At 42.6% G+C, this 22,864-nt stretch carries 20 protein-coding genes and 3 pseudogenes; 6 read left to right on the top strand and 17 right to left on the bottom strand.

Translation table 11 applies throughout. The features are described 5' to 3' along the window. Nucleotides 1-4 precede the first annotated feature (4 nt). Nucleotides 5-1,879 (bottom strand): hypothetical protein, encoded by a 1,875-nt coding sequence (locus ROSEINA2194_RS04080; RefSeq protein ID WP_007883740.1) that lies wholly within the window; start codon nucleotides 1,877-1,879, stop codon nucleotides 5-7. Between the two features lie 180 nt (nucleotides 1,880-2,059). Between ROSEINA2194_RS04080 and ROSEINA2194_RS04075 the strand changes: the two genes are divergently transcribed. Both ROSEINA2194_RS04075 and ROSEINA2194_RS04070 read left to right on the top strand, forming a co-directional pair. Then, complete coding sequence (locus ROSEINA2194_RS04075; RefSeq protein WP_007883739.1) at nucleotides 2,060-3,145, top strand: HD-GYP domain-containing protein; 1,086 nt, start codon at nucleotides 2,060-2,062, stop codon at nucleotides 3,143-3,145. Between the two features lie 24 nt (nucleotides 3,146-3,169). Beyond that, nucleotides 3,170-3,487 carry a DUF1292 domain-containing protein gene (locus ROSEINA2194_RS04070; protein ID WP_007883738.1) on the top strand — a complete coding sequence of 106 codons (318 nt, stop codon included), beginning with the start codon at nucleotides 3,170-3,172 and terminating at the stop codon, nucleotides 3,485-3,487. Between the two features lie 55 nt (nucleotides 3,488-3,542). Here ROSEINA2194_RS04070 and ROSEINA2194_RS04065 read toward each other — a convergent pair whose 3' ends face one another. The 4 genes and pseudogenes from ROSEINA2194_RS04065 to feoB form a co-directional block, all read right to left on the bottom strand. Then, entirely contained in the window at nucleotides 3,543-5,378 is a 1,836-nt protein-coding gene (locus ROSEINA2194_RS04065) for an ATP-dependent helicase (RefSeq protein WP_007883737.1), read from the bottom strand. 10 nt (nucleotides 5,379-5,388) lie between these two features. Beyond that, on the bottom strand, nucleotides 5,389-6,843 hold the full coding sequence (gene gltX / locus ROSEINA2194_RS04060) for a glutamate--tRNA ligase (protein ID WP_044927174.1): 1,455 nt from the start codon (nucleotides 6,841-6,843) through the stop codon (nucleotides 5,389-5,391). A gap of 159 nt (nucleotides 6,844-7,002) precedes the next feature. Continuing rightward, on the bottom strand, nucleotides 7,003-7,167 hold the full coding sequence (locus ROSEINA2194_RS20130) for a FeoB-associated Cys-rich membrane protein (protein WP_007883735.1): 165 nt from the start codon (nucleotides 7,165-7,167) through the stop codon (nucleotides 7,003-7,005). After that, nucleotides 7,167-9,405: pseudogene (gene feoB, locus ROSEINA2194_RS04055) on the bottom strand (ferrous iron transport protein B). Before feoB ends, ROSEINA2194_RS20130 begins: the two are co-directional and overlap by 1 nt. 258 nt (nucleotides 9,406-9,663) lie before the next feature. On the opposite strand from feoB, the gene ROSEINA2194_RS04045 reads away from it, so the two are divergent. Genes ROSEINA2194_RS04045 through ROSEINA2194_RS04035 form a run of 3 tightly spaced genes read left to right on the top strand, consistent with a single transcriptional unit; the run spans nucleotide 9,664 to nucleotide 10,756 of the window. Further along, nucleotides 9,664-9,873, top strand: a complete 210-nt coding sequence (locus tag ROSEINA2194_RS04045; protein ID WP_021922670.1) for a spore coat associated protein CotJA — start codon at nucleotides 9,664-9,666, stop codon at nucleotides 9,871-9,873. Further along, nucleotides 9,870-10,142 carry a spore coat protein CotJB gene (locus tag ROSEINA2194_RS04040; RefSeq protein ID WP_007883727.1) on the top strand — a complete coding sequence of 91 codons (273 nt, stop codon included), beginning with the start codon at nucleotides 9,870-9,872 and terminating at the stop codon, nucleotides 10,140-10,142. The genes ROSEINA2194_RS04045 and ROSEINA2194_RS04040 overlap by 4 nt, the downstream gene beginning before the upstream one ends. Then, on the top strand, nucleotides 10,142-10,756 hold the full coding sequence (locus ROSEINA2194_RS04035) for a manganese catalase family protein (RefSeq protein ID WP_007883726.1): 615 nt from the start codon (nucleotides 10,142-10,144) through the stop codon (nucleotides 10,754-10,756). Before ROSEINA2194_RS04040 ends, ROSEINA2194_RS04035 begins: the two co-directional genes overlap by 1 nt. A gap of 176 nt (nucleotides 10,757-10,932) precedes the next feature. On the opposite strand, the gene ROSEINA2194_RS04030 is transcribed toward ROSEINA2194_RS04035, so the two are convergent. From ROSEINA2194_RS04030 to ROSEINA2194_RS04005, 9 genes and pseudogenes are all read right to left on the bottom strand, one after another. Continuing rightward, nucleotides 10,933-12,621, bottom strand: coding sequence for a methyl-accepting chemotaxis protein (locus ROSEINA2194_RS04030; protein ID WP_007883725.1), 1,689 nt, complete (start codon nucleotides 12,619-12,621; stop codon nucleotides 10,933-10,935). Next, complete coding sequence (locus ROSEINA2194_RS20870) at nucleotides 12,605-12,748, bottom strand: hypothetical protein (protein WP_007883724.1); 144 nt, start codon at nucleotides 12,746-12,748, stop codon at nucleotides 12,605-12,607. The genes ROSEINA2194_RS04030 and ROSEINA2194_RS20870 overlap by 17 nt, the downstream gene beginning before the upstream one ends. Nucleotides 12,749-12,785: 37 nt before the next feature. After that, the gene (locus ROSEINA2194_RS04025; RefSeq protein WP_252832547.1) at nucleotides 12,786-13,604 is read right to left on the bottom strand and encodes a hypothetical protein; all 819 of its coding nucleotides are present in this window, start codon (nucleotides 13,602-13,604) and stop codon (nucleotides 12,786-12,788) included. 61 nt (nucleotides 13,605-13,665) lie between these two features. Beyond that, nucleotides 13,666-13,845: a hypothetical protein gene (locus ROSEINA2194_RS21730; RefSeq protein WP_007883721.1), complete on the bottom strand. Its 180-nt coding sequence runs from the start codon at nucleotides 13,843-13,845 to the stop codon at nucleotides 13,666-13,668. Between the two features lie 115 nt (nucleotides 13,846-13,960). Beyond that, complete coding sequence (locus ROSEINA2194_RS04020) at nucleotides 13,961-14,794, bottom strand: hypothetical protein (RefSeq protein ID WP_007883719.1); 834 nt, start codon at nucleotides 14,792-14,794, stop codon at nucleotides 13,961-13,963. 15 nt (nucleotides 14,795-14,809) lie between these two features. Next, on the bottom strand, nucleotides 14,810-15,154 hold the full coding sequence (locus ROSEINA2194_RS24025; protein WP_500138264.1) for a DUF8552 domain-containing protein: 345 nt from the start codon (nucleotides 15,152-15,154) through the stop codon (nucleotides 14,810-14,812). Nucleotides 15,155-15,220: 66 nt separating this feature from the next. Beyond that, a pseudogene (locus ROSEINA2194_RS24020) lies at nucleotides 15,221-15,962 on the bottom strand (DUF5716 family protein); the annotation flags it as partial. 101 nt (nucleotides 15,963-16,063) lie between these two features. Continuing rightward, nucleotides 16,064-17,728, bottom strand: a complete 1,665-nt coding sequence (locus tag ROSEINA2194_RS24015; RefSeq protein WP_044927172.1) for a DUF5717 family protein — start codon at nucleotides 17,726-17,728, stop codon at nucleotides 16,064-16,066. Further along, on the bottom strand, nucleotides 17,635-19,590 hold the full coding sequence (locus ROSEINA2194_RS04005; RefSeq protein ID WP_007883706.1) for a DUF5717 family protein: 1,956 nt from the start codon (nucleotides 19,588-19,590) through the stop codon (nucleotides 17,635-17,637). Before ROSEINA2194_RS04005 ends, ROSEINA2194_RS24015 begins: the two co-directional genes overlap by 94 nt. Before the next feature lie 85 nt (nucleotides 19,591-19,675). Here ROSEINA2194_RS04005 and ROSEINA2194_RS04000 point away from each other — a divergent pair. Next, nucleotides 19,676-20,769: pseudogene (locus tag ROSEINA2194_RS04000) on the top strand (pyridoxal phosphate-dependent aminotransferase). Between the two features lie 2 nt (nucleotides 20,770-20,771). Here the strand turns inward: ROSEINA2194_RS04000 and ROSEINA2194_RS03995 are convergent. From ROSEINA2194_RS03995 to ROSEINA2194_RS03985, 3 genes are all read right to left on the bottom strand, one after another. Then, a complete protein-coding gene (locus ROSEINA2194_RS03995) occupies nucleotides 20,772-21,419 on the bottom strand; it encodes a hypothetical protein (protein WP_007883704.1) in 648 nt (215 codons plus the stop codon). Between the two features lie 215 nt (nucleotides 21,420-21,634). Next, nucleotides 21,635-22,510: a DegV family protein gene (locus ROSEINA2194_RS03990; protein ID WP_007883703.1), complete on the bottom strand. Its 876-nt coding sequence runs from the start codon at nucleotides 22,508-22,510 to the stop codon at nucleotides 21,635-21,637. 15 nt (nucleotides 22,511-22,525) lie between these two features. Further along, on the bottom strand, nucleotides 22,526-22,864 hold a 339-nt coding region (locus ROSEINA2194_RS03985), incomplete at its 5' end, for a methylglyoxal synthase (protein WP_007883702.1).

Here is a 22,864-nt window from a genome sequence, read left to right as displayed (position 1 = left end):
CTTCCTATTTTCCAAGTAATAAAACGACAGACTGCGGTCTGACCGTGATCCTGTGCTGGTTTTCCGCCAGTTTTTCCTCTGGCAGGAAAGCATGTTCCTGTTCTGCGGTGTCCATGACTACATACCATTTCTTCTTCCCGGCAAGTTTCGGCAGGGCAAGTTCATTCACTCCGGTATGGAAATTATAGCCAATATAGACCATATCATCCGGCTCACCAGCATCATTCACGGCATAATCCCCACAGTACATCACACCAAATGCCCCCTTTTCTTCCGGGAGTCCTGCTGCCCAGGCATTATCTGAATGATAGGACAGATCCGGACAGCCTTTATGCTGATAATCGTTCAGATGCATCGGTTCCGCTTTACGTATCACCGGATGCGCCTTACGGAATATTGCAAGTTTTTGTACAAACTTCTGCAGCGCCTCCATGCCTGCACTCTTCTTCCAATTGATCCACCCGGTTTTGTTATCCTGGCAATATGCATTATTATTGCCCTGCTGGGAATTTAGTGCTTCATCCCCTGCGAGAAGCAACGGCACTCCCTGCGCAAAGAAAACCATGGACAACGCCATATACAAGTGTTTTCTTCGGAGTTCCTTCACATATTTTCTTGAAGTCTTTCCCTCCGTGCCACAATTGATACTGAAATTATAATTTGAACCGTCCGCATTTTCTTCTCCATTCGCCTCATTGTGTTTCTCACAATAGGAAAAAAGATCTGCCAGCGTAAAACCATTATTGTTTGCCATAAAATTAACAAAACCGACTGTTTTGTTCTGTTTCTTCTGCTGATTGCCAAACTCAAAAAGGCTGCCACCCTGATGATTTAACAATTTTCTTCCTGTATAAAGATACTCGTCATTGTATACAAACAGATGCGGATAGTTTTCCTTCTCCTTCCACAACTGCTCCGGGATATACTGATAAAAGATCTTGCTTCTCCGCAGGAACAAATCCTGGGCGATTGCAGTGATCGGCACATTCTCCCCGATCAGATGAAAACCATCTACACGAAATTCCGTTGCCCAGTAACGAAGTGCATCCATGATCAGGTTCTGATTCTCCTCCTGCTCAAAATACATCTCCATCACGCACTCCATCTGATTCTGATGCAGTGCATCGATCAGATGTTTCAATTCCCGTGTCACATTCTTGCTACAGCCATAAGAGGCTTTCGGAGCAAAATAGAATCCTTTTGTATACCCCCAGTAATTGACTTTTAATTTTTCTTTGTCTGTCCCGGAACCGGCTTCCTTTTCCGGTATGCTGCCCTGTGGTATATACCCTGGAAGTTTTTGTTTCTTTGGAATCTCAATCTCCTCAAACTCATAGACCGGCATCAGCTCCACCGTCGTCACGCCTAACGCTTTCAGATAGGGAATCCGCTCCTCCACTGCCGCAAATGTTCCACGCATTTTTCCCTTTTTCCCGGAATCCATGGAAAATCCCCTGACATGAAGCTTGTACATGACCATTTCGTTTTTCGGGATCTCCGGGCAGCACGCGCTCTGCCATTCATATTCTTTTTCTTCAAAACTGCCACAGACTAAGAAGTCACATTCTGCTCTTCTCGCATCATCCCACTTTTCTCTTCCAGCAATCTTCGATGCATAGGGATCCGGCACTATCTCTCCATTGATCTCATAATTATATAATAAATGATCTGCCTTCAACCCATGTATGTAAACAGATCTGACTGCCCCTCTGCAAAATGCAGCCGGAGCCTCCACCCTGCCGGCGACCTTTAAGGATCTGTCATATAATATGACTTCACACACATCTTCTTTTTCTCCTGCAAAAGTAAAAATGACACCATCTTTTACGCTCTGCAATCCAAATCTCAAATAATTACCTTCTGTCACCGTATAGTTCATTCTGTCACCAGCCTTGTATTTTTTTTCAAAAAAATGTTACGACATATAATATTATTATACCTTTAACCGATAATTTTGTATAGAAGAATGTTTTTTTGCATTTCATGAATTTTTTATCTACACAACAGGAAAAATTTATGCTAGAATTTTAATGCTAAATATAGGACGGAAAGGTGCTTTATGAAAATCGTTTCAATTAATAACCTGAAACCGGGCATGGTCATCAGTGAAGATGTCTTTTCCTATCATGGGCAATGTCTTGCAAAACAGAATACTCCTGTTACATTGCAGCTGATCGAACACTTAAAGTTCTATCAGATTGCTTCTGTCAGCATTTTCCCTGAAAATCATGGTGACCGCAATTCAAGCACCATGACTGCACAACGTTTGGAAACTTATTCCCAACGTATCCGCAGAAGCCCGGAATTTCAAAGATTTAAAACAGATTATACCAAGAAAGTTTCCTTTATGAAGGAAAATATCAATAATTTTATCGCAAATGACGAGGATCTCAATGTAGATCAGCTTCTGGATGAAACTCTGACGCTCTTTGGAGAAAACAGTACTACGATCTCCATGTTCGATATGCTGCACAATATGAGACAGATCGATGATTCCACCTATGCGCACAGTGTCAACGTCGCACTGATCTGCCGTCTGATCGGCAAATGGAAGAATTTTTCCGAGAAGGATATGGACACTCTGACACTCTGCGGTCTGCTGCATGATATCGGGAAATCCAAAATTCCAAATGAGATCATTGGAAAACCCGGAAAGCTTACAGATTCCGAATACGAAGAGATCAAGAAACACCCGGTGATCGGCTACAATATGGTCAAAAACCTTAACATCGATCAGCGTGTCAAAAATGCCGTTCTCTTACACCATGAACGATTTGATGGCAAAGGATACCCTTTAGGACTTACCGGCAGCGAGATTGATGATTTCACATCCATCGTATCCATTGCAGATGTCTACGATGCCATGACAGCCAACCGCTGTTACCGAGATGGGCTGTGCCCGTTTGAAGTGATCGCAATATTTGAAAAAGAGGGATTGACACAATTTAATCCAAAATATATCTTGACTTTTCTCGATCATATTGCTAATACTTATATCAATAATGAAGTATTGTTAAGTGACGGATCTTCGGGAAAGATCGTTCTGATCAACAAGAAGCTTACACGCCCGACCATCCAGCTTGACAATGGTAACTTCGTTAATCTGGAGAGTCGTCTGGATCTGTATGTCCAGGCTATTATCTAATAATATGAATGAAAGAGGTGCCCAATGGCAGAGAAAAACAAGTTCAACAACTTAGACGATGAAGACATGTTCGTAACACTTGACTTAGATGACGGCAGTTCCATGGAATGCCAGATTCTTACCATCTTTGAGGCAGATGGCCGCGATTATATCGCACTTCTTCCTGTAGATGAGGACGAGCAGCCAAATGAGGACGGCGAAGTATTTATCTACCGCTATTCTGAGGATGCAGAAGGAAATCCTTCCCTGGAGAATATTGAGGATGACGAGGAGTACGAAGTCGTATCTGACCGCTTCGATGAACTGCTTGACGAGGCAGAATTTGAAGATTTAGATGATTAAGGAAAAAGAACTGATGCGCTTTGAAAATGCACATCAGTTCTTTTTTTGTATAATTTTATTTTTTCTGTGATTCTCTTATGAATCTGGAAATGTCTGTATTTTTGTGATTCAACTGTTCAATGGAATAGAGATGCAGCTTCTTTTTTGCGCGCGTCATTCCCACATAGAACATCCGCCGCTCCTCCTCCACTTCATTGTCAAGCACAGCCTTTTTATAAGGCATAATTCCTTCATTCACATCGATAATGTAGACATTGTCATATTCTAAGCCTTTTGAACTGTGTAGTGTGGCAAGTGCAACGCTCTCCGGGTTCTGATTCTGCTGTCTATAAATCTTTTCCAGTTCCGCCGTATAGTTTTCGATATGCTCAAACCAGTCATTATAAGTGTCGAATCCCTTCGCACTGTTCTGTAACTCCTCAAGTACCTCATAGAGATCCTCCACATTCATTCTGCGGTAATCTGCATACTCCACACAGAATTCATCATAGCCAATCCCACGGCGGATATAATTGATCGCCGCATAAGGGCTCATGGTTGAGAGCATTTTAATATCGTACTCCAGCCGCTGGATGCGCTCTGCCACCCACGGTTTATCCTCGTAAAACCACTCCCAGACATCAAACGCTACCGTTTCTTCGTCCAGAGAGTCCCTGCTGATATAGCGTTTCGGGCGGTTCATGATTTTTAAGAAATCTTTCCGGTAACGGCTTCCCATCGCAATTTTCATGTATGCAATGATATCCTTCGCAATCCAGTGTTCATAAAGATTTGGAACATTATCCTTCATACGGAATGGAATGTTGTATTCCAGCAGCTTTTCCATCAGCATCTGCGGCTGCGTATTCGTCCGGAAAAGAATGGCAAAATCTTCGTATCTGCCGCCTCTGTCCATATGCGCCTGTATATCCCAGATAATTTTGGCGATTTCTTCCCTCTGGCTTTTAAACACTGCATACTCAACCGGTTCTCCTGCCTCCTGGTTCGCCTGAATCTTCTTTTGGAAACGTTCCTTATTACATCCGATCAGACGGAGTGATGCCTCCACGATCTCTTTTTGTGAACGGTAATTGGTATCCAGTAAAATCTGCTCTGCCTCCGGATAATCGTCTTTAAAATGCAGCATAAGCTCCGGTCTTGCCCCACGGAAACGATAGATGGACTGGTCATCATCTCCCACGACAAACAGATTATTTTCCGGTGCTGCAAGCATTTTAACAATATCAAACTGTATCTTGTTAATGTCCTGAAACTCATCAATAAGGATGTACTGAAACTTTCTCTGCCATGCCGATAAAATATCTTTTCGCTCCCTGAAAAGCTCATAAGTATAAACGAGCATATCATCGAAATCGATCAGTTTATGCTGATGCAGATATTCATGATATTCTCCATAAATTCTTCGAAATATATTTTCAGCACAGTTCGTGGAATAGTAATGTTCGATGGAGACTCCTGTATTTTTTACCATACTGATCTCTCCAAGAATGGATGATACAAATTCCGTTTCATCCTCATACTCAAGACGGTGTTTTTGGACAAGTTCACGCATAAGCGCATACTTTTGTTCTTCCCGGACGATATTATTTGCATTGTAATTGTATGCATGCTTTAAAATGCTAAAATAGACGGCGTGGAATGTTCCAAATGTGACCGGATACGAACCGTTTCCCATCAGACTTAAGAAACGGGTCTTCATTTCCAATGCTGCCGCTTTTGTAAAAGTAATCACTAAAATATTGGACGGATTCACATGATATTTTGTGATCAGGTTTTTTGTCCGCTCCGTAATGACCGCTGTCTTTCCGGAGCCTGGACCTGCCAGGGTAAGGCACGGACCGTTAAAATGTCCGATTGCCTTCACCTGGGAATCATTGTATCTTTTTTCCATAAATACCCTTTTATTTGCTGAGTAATTCAATACCTTTTTTGATACGTGCAATGGATTCTTCTTTTCCAAGAATCTCCATTAATTCGGTTGCACCGCCCGGTGTCATCTGTTTTCCGGAGACAGCGGTACGGATTGGCCACATAACGTATCCGTTCTTGACACCCTTTTCTACAACATACTCACAGAGCATTGCATAAAGTGCGTCGTTGCTATAGTCCTCCTGCGCCTCTAATCTTGGCAGAACTTCCGTTAAAACTTCTAAAGATGTCTCTGCATTTGTCTTCATCTTCTTGTGTGTATACATTGCAACATCGTACTCTGGTAATTTTTCGAAGAAATCAATATGTTCTGCAATATCCGGAAACACTTCGATTCTTGTTTTTACCATAGCTGCGATCTTTTTAAAGTCAAGGTCTTTCGTAATAACTGCCTTGATATATGGAAGTGCTCTCTCATAGAACTTGTCAAAATCCATTGCCTTAATGTATTCACCATTCATCCATTTTAACTTGGTGTAGTCAAATACTGCCGGTGATTTGCTGATTCTGTGGTAATCGAATTCTTTGATCAGTTCATCTAAGGTAAAGATCTCGCGGTTATCTTCCGGGCTCCATCCTAAAAGTGCAATATAATTGACAACTGCTTCTGTCAGGAATCCCTGCTCGATCAGATCTTCAAAAGAGGAATGTCCGCTTCTCTTAGACAGCTTCTTGTGGTTCTCGTCTGTGATCAGTGGCAGATGGATATAAACAGGTGATTTCCAGCCAAATGCATCGTATAATCTCTGATATTTTGGAGAGGAAGAAAGGTACTCATTTCCTCTTACTACATGCGTAATATTCATAGTATGATCATCAACAACGTTGGCAAAGTTGTAAGTTGGATATCCGTCTGATTTGATCAGGATCATATCGTCAAGCTCTGCGTTCTCCACTGTAATGTCTCCGTATAATTCGTCATGAAAAGTCGTAGTTCCTTCATTTGGGATATTCTGACGGATCACAAATGGTTTGCCGGCAGCAAGGTTTGCCTCCACTTCCTCCTTGGTTAAAGAAAGGCAGTGTTTGTCATAGATCATGATCTCTTTTCCCTCTACAACCTCTGTCTTTAAAGTAGAAAGGCGTTCTTTATCACAGAAACAGTAATAAGCCTCACCCTTTTCTACTAATTCTTTTGCGTATTTCATGTAGATTCCGGTTTTCATACGCTCACTCTGGACGTATGGTCCATAACCGCCATCCTTATCCGGACCTTCATCATGGACTAAGCCTGTCTCAGCCAATGTACGGTAAATGATATCTACCGCGCCCTCCACAAAACGTTCCTGATCGGTATCCTCAATACGAAGCATAAAATCTCCGCCTTCATGCTTTGCAATTAAAAACTCATATAATGCAGAACGTAAATTTCCAACATGCATTCTACCTGTTGGGCTTGGTGCAAATCTTGTTCTAACTTTACTCATAAATCTCCTCTTTCTGGTTTTTGATAAAACCTTACGTTTTCTATCCAATAGACTGACTCGTTTTCATCCGTTCTATTGTCCTGTAAAAAATAGCCTGCAGCTATTTTTAGTCGCTACAGGCTATTATATAATATATTTTTCATTCTGACAAGGCATGGTTTACATTCCATCGCCGTCATTTTTTTCACATTTTCTGCAGTTTTTCCCTGCACAGCCACTGCATCCAATGCAGCTGCCTCTCTTCTTCTGTCTGTGCATCCAGCAAAAAGCGAGCACCAGCCAGAGTAAGATCACACCAAGGACGATATAATCTCCAATTTTCATTACAATAATAATCCTCCGACCTGATAAACAAGCAATGCGACTACCCATGCAACCAGACATTGTAAAACGACTACCAAAGCTGCCTTTAATCCACTTCCCATCTCACGTTTTACCGCTGCAATTGCCGCCACGCAAGGTGTATACAATAAGGTAAATACCAAAAAGCTCACAACAGACACACCGGAAAACATATCGCTTAATACGGCACTCAGGTTCGATGTTGCAGTTCCTGTGAGGACACTCAATGTACTGACTACCGCTTCTTTTGCAGTAAATCCGGTGATGAGTGCGGTAGATACTCTCCAGTCAGAGAACCCAAGCGGTGCAAAAACAGGTGCGATCCATCTTCCTACCAATGCAAGCAGACTGTTGCTGCTGTCTGCCACAACGTTCAATCTGGTGTCAAAGGTCTGTAAGAACCAGATAATGATCGTTGCCACAAAAATAACGGTAAACGCTCTCTGGATAAAATCTTTTGCCTTATCCCACATCAACTGGAATACACTCTTTGCGGAAGGAAAACGGTAATTCGGAAGTTCCATCACAAACGGGATCGGATTTCCACGAAATGCCGTATGGTTCAGCACAAGCGCCGAAATAATTCCAACTATGATTCCGGCAGCATAGAGAAGGATCATTACAAGTGCTTCTTTTCCCGGGAAAAATGCTGCGGCAAACACGGTATAAATTGGTATCTTTGCGGAACAGCTCATAAACGGAGTCAGCATGATCGTCATATTTCTGTCACGCTCGGATGACAATGTTCTTGTCGCCATAACTGCCGGGACAGTACATCCAAATCCGATCAGCATTGGCACAAAACTTCTGCCGGACAAACCAATTTTTCTTAACGGTTTATCCATGACAAATGCAACTCGCGCCATATAACCGGAATCTTCCAGAATAGACAGGAAGAAAAACAATACTACGATAATCGGGAGGAAACTCAACACACTTCCCACACCTGCAAACACACCATCGATCAGAAGGCTGTGTACCACCGGATTCATTCCGTAAGCAGTCAGTGCCCTGTCACACATTGCAGTAAACGCATCGATTCCCATTGTTAACAGATCACTTAAAAATGATCCGATCACGTTAAAGGTCAGCCAGAAAATTGCAAACATGATCAGTAAAAACATCGGGATTGCAAGGTATTTATCTGTTAAAACCCTGTCAATCTTCATACTTCTGATATGTTCCTTACTCTCATGACATTTCTTGACCGTCTTATTACATACTTTTTCGATAAAGGTGTATCTCATATCTGCCAAAGCAGCATTCCGGTCTAATCCACAGTCTTTTTCCATCTCTTCGATACTGTGTTCCATCATTTCTAGCTCATTCTGGGAAAGCTCTAACTTATTGATAATATCCTCGTCATTCTCCACAATCTTTGTCGCTGCAAATCGCGGAGACATGCCAATATTAGCTGCATGGTCCTCCACCTGATGCGATACTGCGTGGATACAACGGTGCACAGGTCCCTGCTCGCAGAAATCCATGACCTTTGGAAGAATCTTTTTCTTACCGACCTCGACAGTGGCTTTGATCAGATCTTCGATTCCCTCATCCTTTGCTGCACTGATCGGGATCACCGGGATTCCAAGTTCCTCCGACATTTGCCTGTAATCAATAGATCCACCATTTCCTCTGACCTCGTCCATCATATTCAAAGCCAGAACCATTGGAATATGCATCTCTAAAAGCTGCAGCGTCAGATAGAGATTTCTCTCGATATTGGTGGCGTCCACAATATTGATAATACCGTCCGGTTTCTCATTCAGGATAAAATCTCTTGTCACGATCTCCTCATTGGTATATGGGCGGATTGAATAAATTCCCGGCAGATCCACAACGGAACAATTCTTTACCGAGCGGATCTCACCTATTTTCTGATCTACTGTCACTCCCGGAAAATTTCCCACATGCTGGTTAGATCCGGTTAACTGGTTAAATAAAGTCGTCTTACCGCAATTCTGATTGCCTGCTAATGCAAATATCATTCTTTTGTTTCCTCCATAGACACCTCAATCTTTTTTGCATCTTCCTTACGGATCGTCAGTTCATAATTGCGGAGTCTTATCTCGATCGGATCTCCCATCGGAGCTATTTTTTTACAACAACTTTTGTCTTTGGGATCAGACCCATATCCAGAAAACGGCAGCGAAGCGCTCCCTCTCCCCCAACTGTCGTAATGACTGCCTCTGTTTCAAGTGGTAAATTGTCTAACGTCATTTTATCCTCCGTAATAAACAGGAACTCTCACTGGATCTTCCTGTATAATTATTGATAATTTTTTCAGTTAATATCTCCTAACTGTCCTTAGTTTAATGCTCAAATTTTCCTATGTCAATGCAGCTTACAAAGTTTTTGATAATTTTTCTCATTTTTGTCATTTCCTACAAAAATGGAATTTTTTGCAGTCCTATTATGCACACTTTTCAATTTTAGAACATAAAGTATTGAGAAAGAATAAGAAAGGCAACAGAATCTATGAGAAACTGTAATGCACAAAACAGAATGAATCCTGTCTGTCCAAACGAATCAAACCGCGATATGAGTCCGGAATTTGTCGTTGCAATGGCATACGTTCCATGGCAGCAGTTTGGACCGTTATATGATATTGAAAAAGGGCTTATGGTGGGAACCATTTTCCCTGAATTAGATAAACCATTCCTTGGAAGGAGGGCTTTTCGAAGATGACGAACCAAATGAACCAGATGAACCGCCAACAGCTTTTTAACCTCATTAATACCGTAAGCTTCGCTGTTGACGACCTTCTTCTTTTTTTAGACACCCATCCGGATGATGTGGAAGCGATCAAAGCATTCCATCATTACTCGGATATCAGACGCAACGCTCTGCAGGCCTACTCTGACCAATATGGTCCGCTGACCATCGACACTGCAGATCCATGCAGTCACTGGAATTGGGCAACAGAACCATGGCCATGGGAAGGAGGATGTAAATAATGTGGAATTATGAAAAACGACTGCAGTACCCGATCAATATCACAACACCAAATGCCAAAATTGCACAGATCATTATGTCCCAGTATGGCGGACCAGACGGTGAAATGGGAGCATCCATGCGTTACCTCTCCCAGAGATACAGCATGCCGGACAGACGTGTATGTGGCGTGCTTACGGATATTGGAACGGAAGAATTAGCGCATCTGGAAATGGTCGCATCCATCGTCCGGCAGCTCACCAAAGGTTTAAGTGCAGAAGAGCTTGAAGCTGCCGGATTTGCACCATATTATGTCGACCATACCGGTGGTATCTGGCCACAGGCGGCGGGCGGTATTCCTTTTAACGCCTGCGAATTTCAGTCCAAAGGTGATGCCCTTACCGATCTTTTTGAAGATATGGCGGCAGAACAGAAAGCGCGCACCACGTATGACAATATTTTGAGGCTCGTCAAAGACCCTGATGTATGTGATCCGATCCGTTTCTTAAGGGAGCGTGAGGTCGTCCACTTCCAGCGTTTCGGTGAAGCCCTGCGCATTATTCAGGATGACCTCGACAGCAAGAATTTCTATGCATTCAACCCGGAGTTTGATATACCAAACTGTCCTCGCAATTAGATAACCTTAACTGTTCCACCAGCTTTTGCATTGCACTGACTGGCGCAGACCAAAAAGCAGAAAGACTGTCACACAAAATCTGCTCTCATCGAGTTCTTTGTATGACAGTCTTTTTTATATACACTATTTATTCATGCCGATCGAATACTCACAGTACATATTCGATCATGTATGTCTTATTCGAACTTTGCAACCTGAAGCTTGCGGATCAGTTCACGCAGATTCTCAGCCTCACTGCTCATCTCCTGACTGGCAGCCGCACATTCCTCGGATGTTGCGGAATTCGTCTGTACAACGTCATTGATCTGCTCGATTCCTTCATTGATCTGATGGATTGCTGTTGTCTGCGTCTCTAATGTATCCGCAATATTTCCAACCTGCTCTGTGATCGTTCTGGAATTATCGGCTACGTCTTCTAACTGTGTTGCTGTCTGATCTGCAATGACCATACCTTTTTCTACTGCTTTGACAGAAGTCTCGATCAGAACTGCTGACTCTTTTGCTGCCTGTGCACTCTGGTCGGCAAGTACTGTTACCTGATCTGCTACCACCGCAAATCCTTTTCCGGCTTCGCCGGCTCTGGCTGCCTCGATAGAAGCATTTAACGCAAGCAGATTTGTCTGGGATGCAATCTCATTGATCGTTGCGATAATCTTATCAATTTCTTTGGAAGCCTCGTTGATCTCGTTCATAGAATCAACCATCTCATGCATCTTACCGTTGCTTTCTAAGATTGCATTTCCAAGTTCTCCTACTTTTCCACTGATCTCTTTTGCAGACTGGGCGTTCTGTGCCACCTGATCTGCCACGTTTGTAACAGTTGCAGTCAGTTCTTCCACAACTGCTGCCTGATTGGTAGCGCCCTCAGCAAGATCATTGGAGCTTGCAGCCACCTGTTCTGCTCCTTCGGACACCTCATTGGATGCACTCTGGATGCCCTTGACTGTCTCAGCCATGCTCTTTTCAAATGCCATAAAGGAATCTAAGATTCCTATAAAATCTCCCTTCCATTCCACTTCCGGCTGCACATCAAAATTGCCCTCCGAGAACAATTTCATTGCACGTCCGATATCATCCACATAAGATCCAAGTATGCGGATAGATTTACGCATACTATGTGCAAGTTTTCCAATCTCATCCTCAGAACGATATTCTAATGTACTGTGCAAATTACCCTCTGTGAGTTCCTTTGCAACATCCTCGATCGCATGCAGTGGTTCGAGAATCGAATCAACCACGACATTACTTATTTTCTTCACAAAAAGAATTGCAAATATCACACTTAAGATGATCACCAGAATTCCTGCCACTGTCATGCAGCCTGTAAAGATCACCGCCTGATGGCTTGCCTTGTCAGTCACTGCATCTAACTTTTTCCCAATAGCGACTGCATTGTCTAATGCCGGCGTACATTGGTTAATAATAGCATCCGCAGCTTCCTCTGTCTGTCCACTCATGATCTGTTCCATAATGGAATAGCCGATATTTCCCCAATCAGAAAGTGCGGATGCATATTCCTGATAGAGCTCGTCCGATATGATTCCTGTTGCCTTTAGTGCCTTCAGTTCTGAATCCACCTCAGCAAGCTGTGTTTCTACCTGTTGCTGATAACTGTCGTAAGTTGATGTGTCACTGTTTAATGCCATCTCACGGATATTTCTCGCCGCAGAATTGACATCGATCCTGCAGATTTTCACTGCAACATCTGCACGTTCTACATTTTCCACATAACGCAGCATATTCCCCATTAATAAACCTATAACAATAAGAGAAAGCACACCGGATACTATCATCCTCAAAATGACTCTTCCGTATCCGTAAATGAGTCTTTCTTTCAGCTGCATTTTTTCAAGTTTCTTCTTCATCCTGTGTACCCTTAATGGTATAACTGCCATTATTTTTCCCTTCGTAATTTATTTTTTTAAATATTTTATCACTTTTCCAGAAAATAACAATCCATTCTTTAAAATTTATTATTTTTAATTTTTTCAACTGAACATCTCATCTTAGCGGTCATACCGGTTTTTCATCACGGCCGGCTTAACCGGTCAACAGAATCGAGTATATCCTGGATCTGAGGTCTCATCTCCGGCATTTCTTCCATAAACTTTGCCACTTCCGTGCGCTGTTCTTTTAAGATACCGGCATTGTATTCCATCCGGCTTCGAAGCTTCTGTCTGCGCATCACAAGATTATGGGTGATCTCCACCATCTCCTTGTGGTCGATCAGTGCAGCTGCCTGCGGAATCCATACCCGTGAATCATATAAACGATATGCGGAGAGTTCCCGGATCATACGGTTGTTAAAATAATCAATATCATCACTGTTCTGTTCAAACTTCTCTTTCTGTTTGACCGCATCCATATAGCATTCCCAGATATATTCCAGTTCTTTTCCATTGCGGACATGATATTTTTCACATGCATAATCCACTGCATTTGTCATATTGACATATTTGATCTTCACTTTATTCAAAAGAGTGATCGCCTTATCCGCATTTGCCTTTGCTCTCCGGCTCTCGGTCCTGTCATTCATCATTTTCAGATACGGAAGGCAGATGCCCAGTACTGCTATAAAAATAAGGATCATCCAGATGAGTCTCATATCTGTCCCCAGTATGATCTGCGTGATCAGAAGAATCAATGCCGCAGTCACAGACAGTCCTGCTGCCACATACATGAACTTCTGCATTTTTACCCTGTCATGGGAAAGGATCTCCTGATATAACTGCCATTCTCCCTTCTCACGCTCCAGGTATTTCATGTCACGCCTGATAGTCTCCAGATAAGCCTCGTTGGACTGAAGGCGTTTGATCGCATTTGGAATATCACTCTCCTCCTGCTGCATCTGTGCAAACTGCACATCTGCAATTTTTTCTCGGAATGCATCAGTTCATATCGTGTTTTATTTAAAGCAACAATATTGGATGCGATATCTGTGATCGGCTTTTTTCTTCCTCTGTCAGCCCTTCCAGAGTCTGGATATCATTCAGATAAGAAGTGACCACTTTGTATTCTGCCTTTTCATCCTCGATCTCTTTCGTTGTCTCGATCATCTGCTCCAGACGTTCAATGACATAATGCTCCACTTTATGTGGATTCTCCCTGTCCTTTTCATTCAGAATGCCTTCATTCAGTTCATCAAATTTATTTTCCAGTGTCTTTTCTTTTTTCTTCTTTTGAAAAAAAACATATGCTCATCCCTTATAATCTACAACTTTTTTTATACGCTTCTGACCATTTCCTGATCTGTTCCATAAGCGGTTTATTCTCCTCCAGCTGTCCCTGTGCATCTTTTATGAGACGTTCGGCCTCACTTTGCTTTTTTAGAATATCCTCACTTTTTAAAACAGAATTCCATTGGTCTGACATACTCTTAAACGCTTCGTCCGAAACATGAAATTCTTCCTTGTATTTTTTTAAAATATCTGTTTTTTTTGCCAGACGGCAGGCTGCCATACACGCAGCCAGTGACTCTCTGTTCTGGTTCAGCCGGTATGCATTCAGAAAATTCGCCGCAGCCTCGTCAAATAAAAATAACTCTGCACAGGCAGTTCCAAGATTGTGCCTGATATTGCCCTCTAAGACCGGATTTTTTTTGCACTCCTCCTCCATTCCAAGCAGTTTCCGGTATTCATGGATCGCTTTCACATACTTTTCACTCTCCATGTAACGGTCTGCCCGGATCTTCGAACATTCAAATACAGATTTATTCTGCATATCCAGCAGCACAGAACGGATATGGCGTATCGTGTCTTCTGAACAGTATCCGCAGCTTCTTAAGATCAGTTCCGTAAAATCAGAAAGACTCCCATTTCCGAGCAAAACACTGCGCAGCGACTGTGCCAGATCTTTTTCATCAAGTTCCTGCCCGATCCAGAGACAGAGTTCCTCACTCATAAAATCTGCCTCGATCAGATACAGATGGTTTTCAATATAATAGCAGAGTTCCTCCAGCGAATATACATTGAGTGAGATATTATCAATATAGTATGGCATAGCAGCAATTGGATGGCTGCATAAAATCAATTCTCCCATCTTCCCACTCCCTCTTTACAATGACATTGTATATTCCCATGTCAGATCCGAGCTCTTCACAATCTCGCCAAACCCAAGATCACGGATTTTAATCTTTACCCTGGAATCAGAAACCGGTTTTGCACTGATCCGGAGTCTTGTAGTTTTCGGCTTGCGTTCCGGCAGATCCGATAATTCCAGCTTTTCTATCCTTGCATCCCTGCTGTGTGGCAGCTGAAGCCAGAAATCAATCTCCTTATCTCCATCCAGCAGCACCTCACAGTCTCCGGAAGCTTCATACCAGTTGTCTCCCGCATTGATCAAAGACAAAAATTCCCATTTCCCACGATTTTTCACTTTCAGGCTGACATTCACTTTCATTTCATTGTCGCCCATATAGACATACGGCCATGGATTTTTCTGTTCACGGACGATCGCCGCATAGCAGGCTCCCTTGGAATAAAGGTTCTTACCTATAAATGCCCTCCGTCCCTTACACATGTAGGAAAGAGACATTTTCATCCAGTCACCGTCAAATCCATCTCCGACAAGATACACAGAGGAACAGATATGTCCATGAAAACTGTCAAGCAGGATCTTATAAAATGACTCATCTTTATGGATTCCGTCTAATGCATGTACTTCCTCTGTGATCGTTACCATCTGTGGCACTGTTCTTGTATCACGGACGGTAGCACAGCATCTCACTTCATCTCCACGGCAGTCAAACAAAAAATATCATGCAGCCATAACTCCTGCTTCTGGTTGTATACAAAATAATAAAAACTTTCTTTTCTGTCCTGTAAAATCAATTGACTGCGTCCTAATCCGAGATCTTCTGCCACCTTTCCGAACAGCTCCGTCAGTTCTCTTGACAGGGCTTCCACTGTGATCACCAGGCAGTCCGGCAGTCCCGGATTTCCCAGACGGCTCGCTAAAAGAAGCAGTTTCTTGATATAGAGCGCAAAAAGTTCCTCTGCCTCATACACGATGTTTTCCACAGTTACCTGTTCTTTGCAAGTGCATTGTCAAGCAGATGGCCGATCACATCTTCATTCTGGATCAATGCCATCTTTTTTGCCTCCTCACCGATAAACCACTGTCCGATCCCCCGCTTTTTGATCAACGCCACCGGGATCTGGTAAATCTCACTTCCTGCGATCGTACTCAGTGTTTCCGGCTCTCTCATGCCGGCTTTGTAATAACTGATGACGGCATTCCTGTCGTCCATATCGATTCCAATATAATAACACTGCTGCGTCATCTTATGTGCCGTCCTTTCCAATATTTTTATAGCAATTTAAAAAGCTTCTTTACGGTATCGTCCATGCTTACATACTTTCGCATGCTCTCTGAAAGCATTGTCTCATCCTGCATGGCATAAGCAAACATAATATTGTTGATCACATCATACCGGCTCTGGTCTTTATCCCCATACATATTCTGGTTTGAAATCTGCCGGCTTTCCACCACTTTCCACTCCCCATGAAGCTTCTCTGAAATATAATAGGACACGGATTCCCCAAACAACAGCACAAACGCCTTCACATAAATACCGTCATAAACCTCCGGGATCTCTTCCTTATGGTATTCCCCACCGTTTACACTATAGTTTAACAGCACATGCTGGTCTGCCTTTGTATGATATTCCACAAAAAACTTATCATACAGATGATATTTTCTGATCATTGTCTCCCCGAACTTTTTGTAGAAAGCAAAATATAAATTTCTTCCGGTATACTTCATCAAAAGTTCGTCTGCTATTTTTTGGTCAGCTGCATCTGGTGCAGAAATTTCAGACAATTGCTTTAACAGACCGAGCAGACATGCATCATTTAATGTCTGCCCCGCAAGATAGCGCTCCCTGATCTGTGAAAATACATGTTCCGGTATCATCATATCATTCACCAGATAATAATGGGAAAAATAAGAAAGGTACGCCATGCAGACTAATTCCCTGCCACCACCGGCAAGATAACTGTCATAAATCCGTTCGATCTCATCCACATAATCTGTCGAATAAAGCATCTGCGTGATAATACGCTCCTCCAGATCAAAGGTATCGATCTCAAATTCTCTGGCAGCTTTCCAGATAGCAGCCATCTGCTTGGTTGGTCCCTGAAAAAATTTGCACAGATAAATCAGGATCACATCATTATATTTTTCATGTAAAAAACAGTTCTGTGCCATTCCGAGCAGATAATCATTCTCCTCAAATGAATGTTCCGTGATCTCATAACTGCACAATTCCACTCCTGCCCTGCTTCCAAGTCTGTCATATCCATAGTGGTGTACCAGCTGAAATGCCCGTTCAAACTGATGTGTCTCTATGAGCATCTCCTCTATATAACACTGATTTTCCAGCGTCATATTACGGATATCCACTTCATTCAGATATGGTTCTATCACAAGCATTTCGCCTTTTTTCTGATAAAAGCGGATGATCTCCGGAATCAGATAAGCTTTATATTCATCACTGACACGCTCCGACTGTGTCAGCATACGAAAATATCTTCCGTCTTCCACCGCAAAATCGCCACATCCCCTTTTGCCATCGAAATAATACAAGAGATATGACAATTCCTCCGGTGCAAGCTCCATACATTTTTCCAGATAATTTTCCGGGTGAAGTAATGCCTCATCCTGATAATCATCGGTATAACAATTTCCCTCGGTATCGCAGAGAATGACTGTGTAATCTTTGGAATATGCCTTAAAATATCCGCATCCGTTCGTCAGTGTAACAACCTGTGGTGCTTTTAACTGCCAGTGCAGGATGTATGCCTTTGCAATCCCATGGTTCTCACAGCATAATTTATGTACAAATAAAACTTCTGCCGCTTTGTGCGCCAGTTCCTCATTCAGGATGCTGACAGGAAGAATCTCCTGGTATAGAATCGCCAGATTGTCATCCATATGTCCGGCTTCCATCTGTGCAAGCGCAAACTGTTCCATATTTCTGCGGTATTTATGGTATACATCCGGCTGTTTTCCTTTGCTGCGATGATATTCACATATAAGACCGCCATATAACGGTAGGAAAGACCACTGTTATACTGAAAATATAATTGGATCATCTTTGGGATCGCAGTCACCTCATTCGGATCCATAGAGATCAAAAACGCCTCGTACAGATTCGTGATACGGATTTCACTGTCAATTCCACGCTCATACCAGACATGATATTTTGGTGCAAACTGCTGTCCACGGATCAGATAAGTGCATATCGCTGCGACCATCTCCTCTGAAGGATCTGCCTCATAACATTTCTCCAGAACCGGATACCATTTTTTCTGATATTCCCTCTGTTCCGGCAACAGATTGCGCACCTGCAATGCAATATCTTTCGAGATCACATCCTGTTTTGCTGCCCACCTTAAAATCTTTAATGTAAAATCGTTTAACCCCGATAAAAGATATGTATCCTGCCAGATCAGATAATATGCTTCCAGATACAGATATGGGCTGTGAAAGCCTCGTCCGATCCACTGCTCAATCGCCTTGAATCTTCTGGAACTATTGCGGTAAAACTCGTCTTTTACAAATAAAAGAATCCAAAACAACATGGAATCATCCGGATAATGATGAAAAATCTGCTCGATCTCCTCCGTCAGACGATCCACATAAGACTCTTCGCGTTCCATCAGTGTACATAGATACAGATAGTATCCCCAGACCGGTGTTGTCCGGTCAAGACATTCCCGTTTGTAGTCTGTTAAAATCCAGCTTGCCTCCTGCTTCTGCCGGTTGATCAAAAGTGCCTGCGCCTTCATTAGGCGATGCATTGGTTCTTCCGGCTCTAAAATTGCCAGATGATCCAACAGTTCCACAGAACTTTTTGCCCATACTCCGGTAACGATCCGTTTCAACCGGTAATCAATATAAAGCTGCATAAGTTCTGTCCGCGCCTGTCCGGCTTCCCTATGTTCAGAAACCTCCCGCTCTTCCTCTCTCTCCTTACTGGAAGCGGTAACGGTATAAAGAAAAGACTGATCCGGGAGTTCAAAACACAGTCTCCCAAAATTCTTACCGGCATGCATTGCATCTGCATCGATATAATACTCGTAAAAGCAGGTACTTCCGATAAAGTCATTTTCTGTGATGATCTGTTTTCCCGGAATCAAAAAGTCTGCATCTGAAGAAACGTGGATACGGACAGCACCCCATTGTGGTTTCTGGATCTCTAACTGCTCTTTCCGCTGTTCCTGCACACCATAAAAACTTTTCTCAGTCTCTTCGAACGTGACCTCCACTTTCTTCTTATGATGGGAAGCGATCAGAAATGTTTCCACGATCAATGCAGCTTGCGGCTGCATTCTCAGTCCCTCATAGAGAATACGGTCTTTATCTTCCCTGATCAGGTTTTTGAAATTGCTGGAATAAAATAAACGGTATGCCTCATCATAATTTTCCTTCGCAAGCCTGCAAAAGTCATCCAGATTCTTGATTTTTCCAAAGGAAGAATCCGCATACAACCTGGAAATGGACACAACAAAAGAAAGGTTATATTCCCCCTGGTTACATACGATAAAAAACTCGCCTTTCTGAATATCCCCTTCTATCAGCCCCTCACTGTGAAACTGATACCGAATACGCACTTCTTCCCCCTCAAACTGAGGTGTAAGACATTCCATACGCGGATTGGAAGAATAAATGATGCCACGCATTTTTACCTGATTCGTGCTCGTAATGACAAAACTGCCTGTTTCATCCTTTCCTTCCAATACCTCTAACTCTATCTTCTCCGTAGACAGAGATAGTTTCGGACCATTGTTATCGAATTTTCCATTTGCAAGCTGTTGTATCCTTTTCCGCAATCCGACACCTGCTCCTATCTATTTTTATTGCTTTTTTTTAAGCAATGACTATAATAAATTATAAACTAATTTGGAGGAGTAATCAATGATAAAACACAAAGACCACTTCCATGGAAGTGATTTAGAGAAAATAGAAGAAATCTATGGAATCAAAAAGAGGAAATTGTAAGCTTTTCGGCAAATGTCAATCCGCTTGGCGTATCCCCTTTGCTGCGGACAACCTTAGCAGACAAGATCGATGCCATTACCACTTATCCGGACAGGGAATACACCTCCCTGCGCAAATGCATTGCCGCATACTGTGGCACTGATCATGAAAATGTGATCGTTGGAAACGGTTCTACCGAGCTGATCTCCCTTTTCATCCAGATTGAGCATCCGAAGAAGGCAATGATCATCGGCCCTACTTATTCCGAGTACGAACGTGAGATTTCTCTTGGTGGTGGAACAACCCTTTATTATCCACTCCGGGAAAAAGACGATTTCAGACTGGATGTAAATGATTTCATCTCACACCTGAATGAGAATATCGACCTTTTAGTCATCTGCAATCCAAACAACCCGACATCATCCTGCATCACAAGTGCCGATATGCGCCATATTTTAGATGCCTGCAAAGAATACGATATTTATGTCATGGTCGATGAAACGTATGTGGAATTTGCAGAAAACATGGAAGAGATCGATTCCGTACCGCTGACAAACTATTACAATAACATTGTCATTCTGCGCGGAACCTCGAAGTTTTTCGCAGCACCGGGACTCCGCCTTGGCTATGCCATCACCGGAAACCGGGATCTCATCAAGGCAATCAACACACGAAAGAATCCATGGACGATCAACTCGCTTGCAGTTGTTGCCGGGGAAACAATGTTTTCCGATACTGCCTATATCAAAGAGACAAAGGATCTGATCACAAAGGAACGTGCCCGTATGTATCAGGCATTTTGTGAAAGTCCTGACTACAAGGTGTACAAACCAAGTGGGAATTTTATGTTAGTCCGTATCCTCCGCAATGATCTTACATCGCAGGAACTGTTTGACCGCGCGATCCGTGAGAAAATGATGATCCGTGACTGTTCCACCTTCCCATTCTTAGATAATAAGTACATTCGTTTCTGTATCATGAATCCGGAAGATAACGACAGATTGCTGCATTGTCTTTTAAATAACGAATAAGCTTAACGTTCCGCCAGAAGCTGCTTGATCTTGTCCTGCTCGATCTCCTGCTGCATCTGGCGGACTTTTGCGTCCTGCTGCAATGCAACTAAGATTCTCCGTATATCCTCCGGTGAAAACATTGCAATCGCTTTTGACAGATCTTCGATATTGTCCCTGTTCACTTTCAGGCAGCCTCCATTCTCTAACTGCACTGTAATGACATTCTTTTCATCACTCATGTCGCCAAGTGTGATCGCATTATTCTCATAATCACAGAAAAATGACACGCCATTATAAGTGATCACTCCATCCTCCGCCAGATAAGAGTATGGAGCAATGTCCTCACCATCTAAATGCTTCTGTATGGTTAATTTCTCCGCCTGTGGCTTTTTATACTGCTCTGCCATTTTCATTTTCTCATAAAACTGCTGGATTTCCTTTTCCTTATCGCGTTTTTCAAACCGCTCTTTCTGCTCCTGCTTTACCTCGGTCAGATATTCATCCATTTTCTGAATGATTTTTTTCCATTCATCCTCCGTAAAAGAATTGCCGCAAATTGTTGTAGAATCCTGCGATTGTCCGTTCTGTAACCGATTCTGGATTTCTGTTTTTCGTTTCTGCAACTCTGCAATTGCCTGTATTCTGGTTGTCTTTGTTACATTTGCCATACTCATAACTCTCCTCCACACCCATGTCAAACTCTGCTGTTTTTACAATATGATGTATTTCCGATATGCACTTTAAATCTGATTTTCTTTTATCAATGCCAAAAGGACGACATATGATTCTTTTCTCTCTCAAATCATATGCCGTCCTGGTCATTTTTCTCTTACATCCAATGTACTATTATATATATCGTATGGTTTTGTGAATTCTTAAGTCTCTACTCTAATAATTCCGGAATCTTTTTGGAACATGCAACTGCTAACGCTCCCGGTCCAATGTGACAGGATACACTTAAGGATAACGGATTCAGCACAATCTCCATACCCGGGAATTCTGCCTCGACCTCTTTTTTGAACGCTTCCGCATCTTCCAGATTATGTGTATAAGCCATCTCCAGATATATATTCTTTCCTTCCGGATCATTGAAACGATGGTCAAAGTCATTGCGCATGGCATCGATCATCATTTTCTTTGCCTGTTTTACCGTTCTTGCCTTTGCAAAAGAATCCAGCTTCTCACCCTGGATCTGAAGTACCGGTTTTAATTTTAATAAAGTTCCAAGTGCTGCAGCAGCCGGAGTGATCCGTCCGCCTTTTTTCAGATAGTACAGTGTGTCTACCATAATATAAATGGAGGACTCCATCTTCTCACGCTCAAGGATCTCTTTGATTGCCTCTGCGCTGTATCCTTTCTCTGCAAGTTCCTTTGCGTCTAATACAGACTGTCTCTGTGTGACTGAAATTCTCTGATTATTGACAACCTGCACTCTGCCGTCATAATCCTGTGAAAGCATGATAGCCGTCTCGCAGGAACCACTGAGCCCGGAGGACATTGGAATATGCACGATCTCATCATAATCCTGCAGCAAAGCATCCCATGTGTCCGTCACATTTCCGACAAGAGGCATGGAAGTGGAAATATTGGCATCTTCAGAAAGCTTCTGATAAAAATCTTCCTGTGTCAGATCAATATCTTCATAATAGGTCTGGTCATTAATAAAAAATGGCATTGGCATAACCGTTACGCCATATTCTTTTGCTTCACTCTGTGTAATTCCACTGTTACTGTCTGTTACAATTGCTACTTTGCTCATCCTGGCCTTTTCCTCCTATAATGTTTCAGAGCGCTCTTTGATGTTCTTTTTAAAATTAATTACTTCATGCTCATACTCTTCATTCATAAATTCAGAATGGATCATAAAATCTGCAGACGCACGGTTATTTGCAATTGGAATATCATAAACCTGTGCAATACGGAGCAATGCTTTCACATCCGGGTCATGTGGCTGTGCTGTCAATGGATCAGAGAAGAATACCACAAAATCAATTCTTCCTTCCACGATTTTTGCACCGATCTGCTGGTCTCCGCCAAGAGGACCACTGTTGTATCCTTTCACAGGAAGTCCGGTCTTATCTGTGATCATTCTTGCAGTTGTTCCGGTTCCACA

The organism is Roseburia inulinivorans DSM 16841 (genome assembly GCF_000174195.1).
GTDB lineage: Bacteria > Bacillota > Clostridia > Lachnospirales > Lachnospiraceae > Roseburia > Roseburia inulinivorans.
Note: the sequence above shows the minus strand (reverse complement) of the source record. Positions and strands in the feature narration are given on the sequence as shown.

Excerpts from the sequence above, each read along its gene's own strand:
- ROSEINA2194_RS04025 (WP_252832547.1), bottom strand. The coding sequence starts at position 13,604 with ATGCAGCAGGAGGAGAGTGATATTCCAAATGCGATCAAACGCCTTCAG.
- ROSEINA2194_RS03995 (WP_007883704.1), bottom strand. The coding sequence starts at position 21,419 with ATGGCAAATGTAACAAAGACAACCAGAATACAGGCAATTGCAGAGTTG.
- ROSEINA2194_RS04075 (WP_007883739.1), top strand. The coding sequence starts at position 2,060 with ATGAAAATCGTTTCAATTAATAACCTGAAACCGGGCATGGTCATCAGT.
- ROSEINA2194_RS24025 (WP_500138264.1), bottom strand. The coding sequence starts at position 15,154 with ATGAAAGTGAATGTCAGCCTGAAAGTGAAAAATCGTGGGAAATGGGAA.
- ROSEINA2194_RS04065 (WP_007883737.1), bottom strand. The coding sequence starts at position 5,378 with ATGGAAAAAAGATACAATGATTCCCAGGTGAAGGCAATCGGACATTTT.
- ROSEINA2194_RS04020 (WP_007883719.1), bottom strand. The coding sequence starts at position 14,794 with ATGGGAGAATTGATTTTATGCAGCCATCCAATTGCTGCTATGCCATAC.
- gltX (WP_044927174.1), bottom strand. The coding sequence starts at position 6,843 with ATGAGTAAAGTTAGAACAAGATTTGCACCAAGCCCAACAGGTAGAATG.
- ROSEINA2194_RS03990 (WP_007883703.1), bottom strand. The coding sequence starts at position 22,510 with ATGAGCAAAGTAGCAATTGTAACAGACAGTAACAGTGGAATTACACAG.
- ROSEINA2194_RS04045 (WP_021922670.1), top strand. The coding sequence starts at position 9,664 with ATGAGAAACTGTAATGCACAAAACAGAATGAATCCTGTCTGTCCAAAC.
- ROSEINA2194_RS04035 (WP_007883726.1), top strand. The coding sequence starts at position 10,142 with ATGTGGAATTATGAAAAACGACTGCAGTACCCGATCAATATCACAACA.
- ROSEINA2194_RS04070 (WP_007883738.1), top strand. The coding sequence starts at position 3,170 with ATGGCAGAGAAAAACAAGTTCAACAACTTAGACGATGAAGACATGTTC.
- ROSEINA2194_RS20130 (WP_007883735.1), bottom strand. The coding sequence starts at position 7,167 with ATGAAAATTGGAGATTATATCGTCCTTGGTGTGATCTTACTCTGGCTG.
- ROSEINA2194_RS04040 (WP_007883727.1), top strand. The coding sequence starts at position 9,870 with ATGACGAACCAAATGAACCAGATGAACCGCCAACAGCTTTTTAACCTC.
- ROSEINA2194_RS24015 (WP_044927172.1), bottom strand. The coding sequence starts at position 17,728 with ATGGAACAGTTTGCGCTTGCACAGATGGAAGCCGGACATATGGATGAC.
- ROSEINA2194_RS04080 (WP_007883740.1), bottom strand. The coding sequence starts at position 1,879 with ATGAACTATACGGTGACAGAAGGTAATTATTTGAGATTTGGATTGCAG.
- ROSEINA2194_RS04030 (WP_007883725.1), bottom strand. The coding sequence starts at position 12,621 with ATGAAGAAGAAACTTGAAAAAATGCAGCTGAAAGAAAGACTCATTTAC.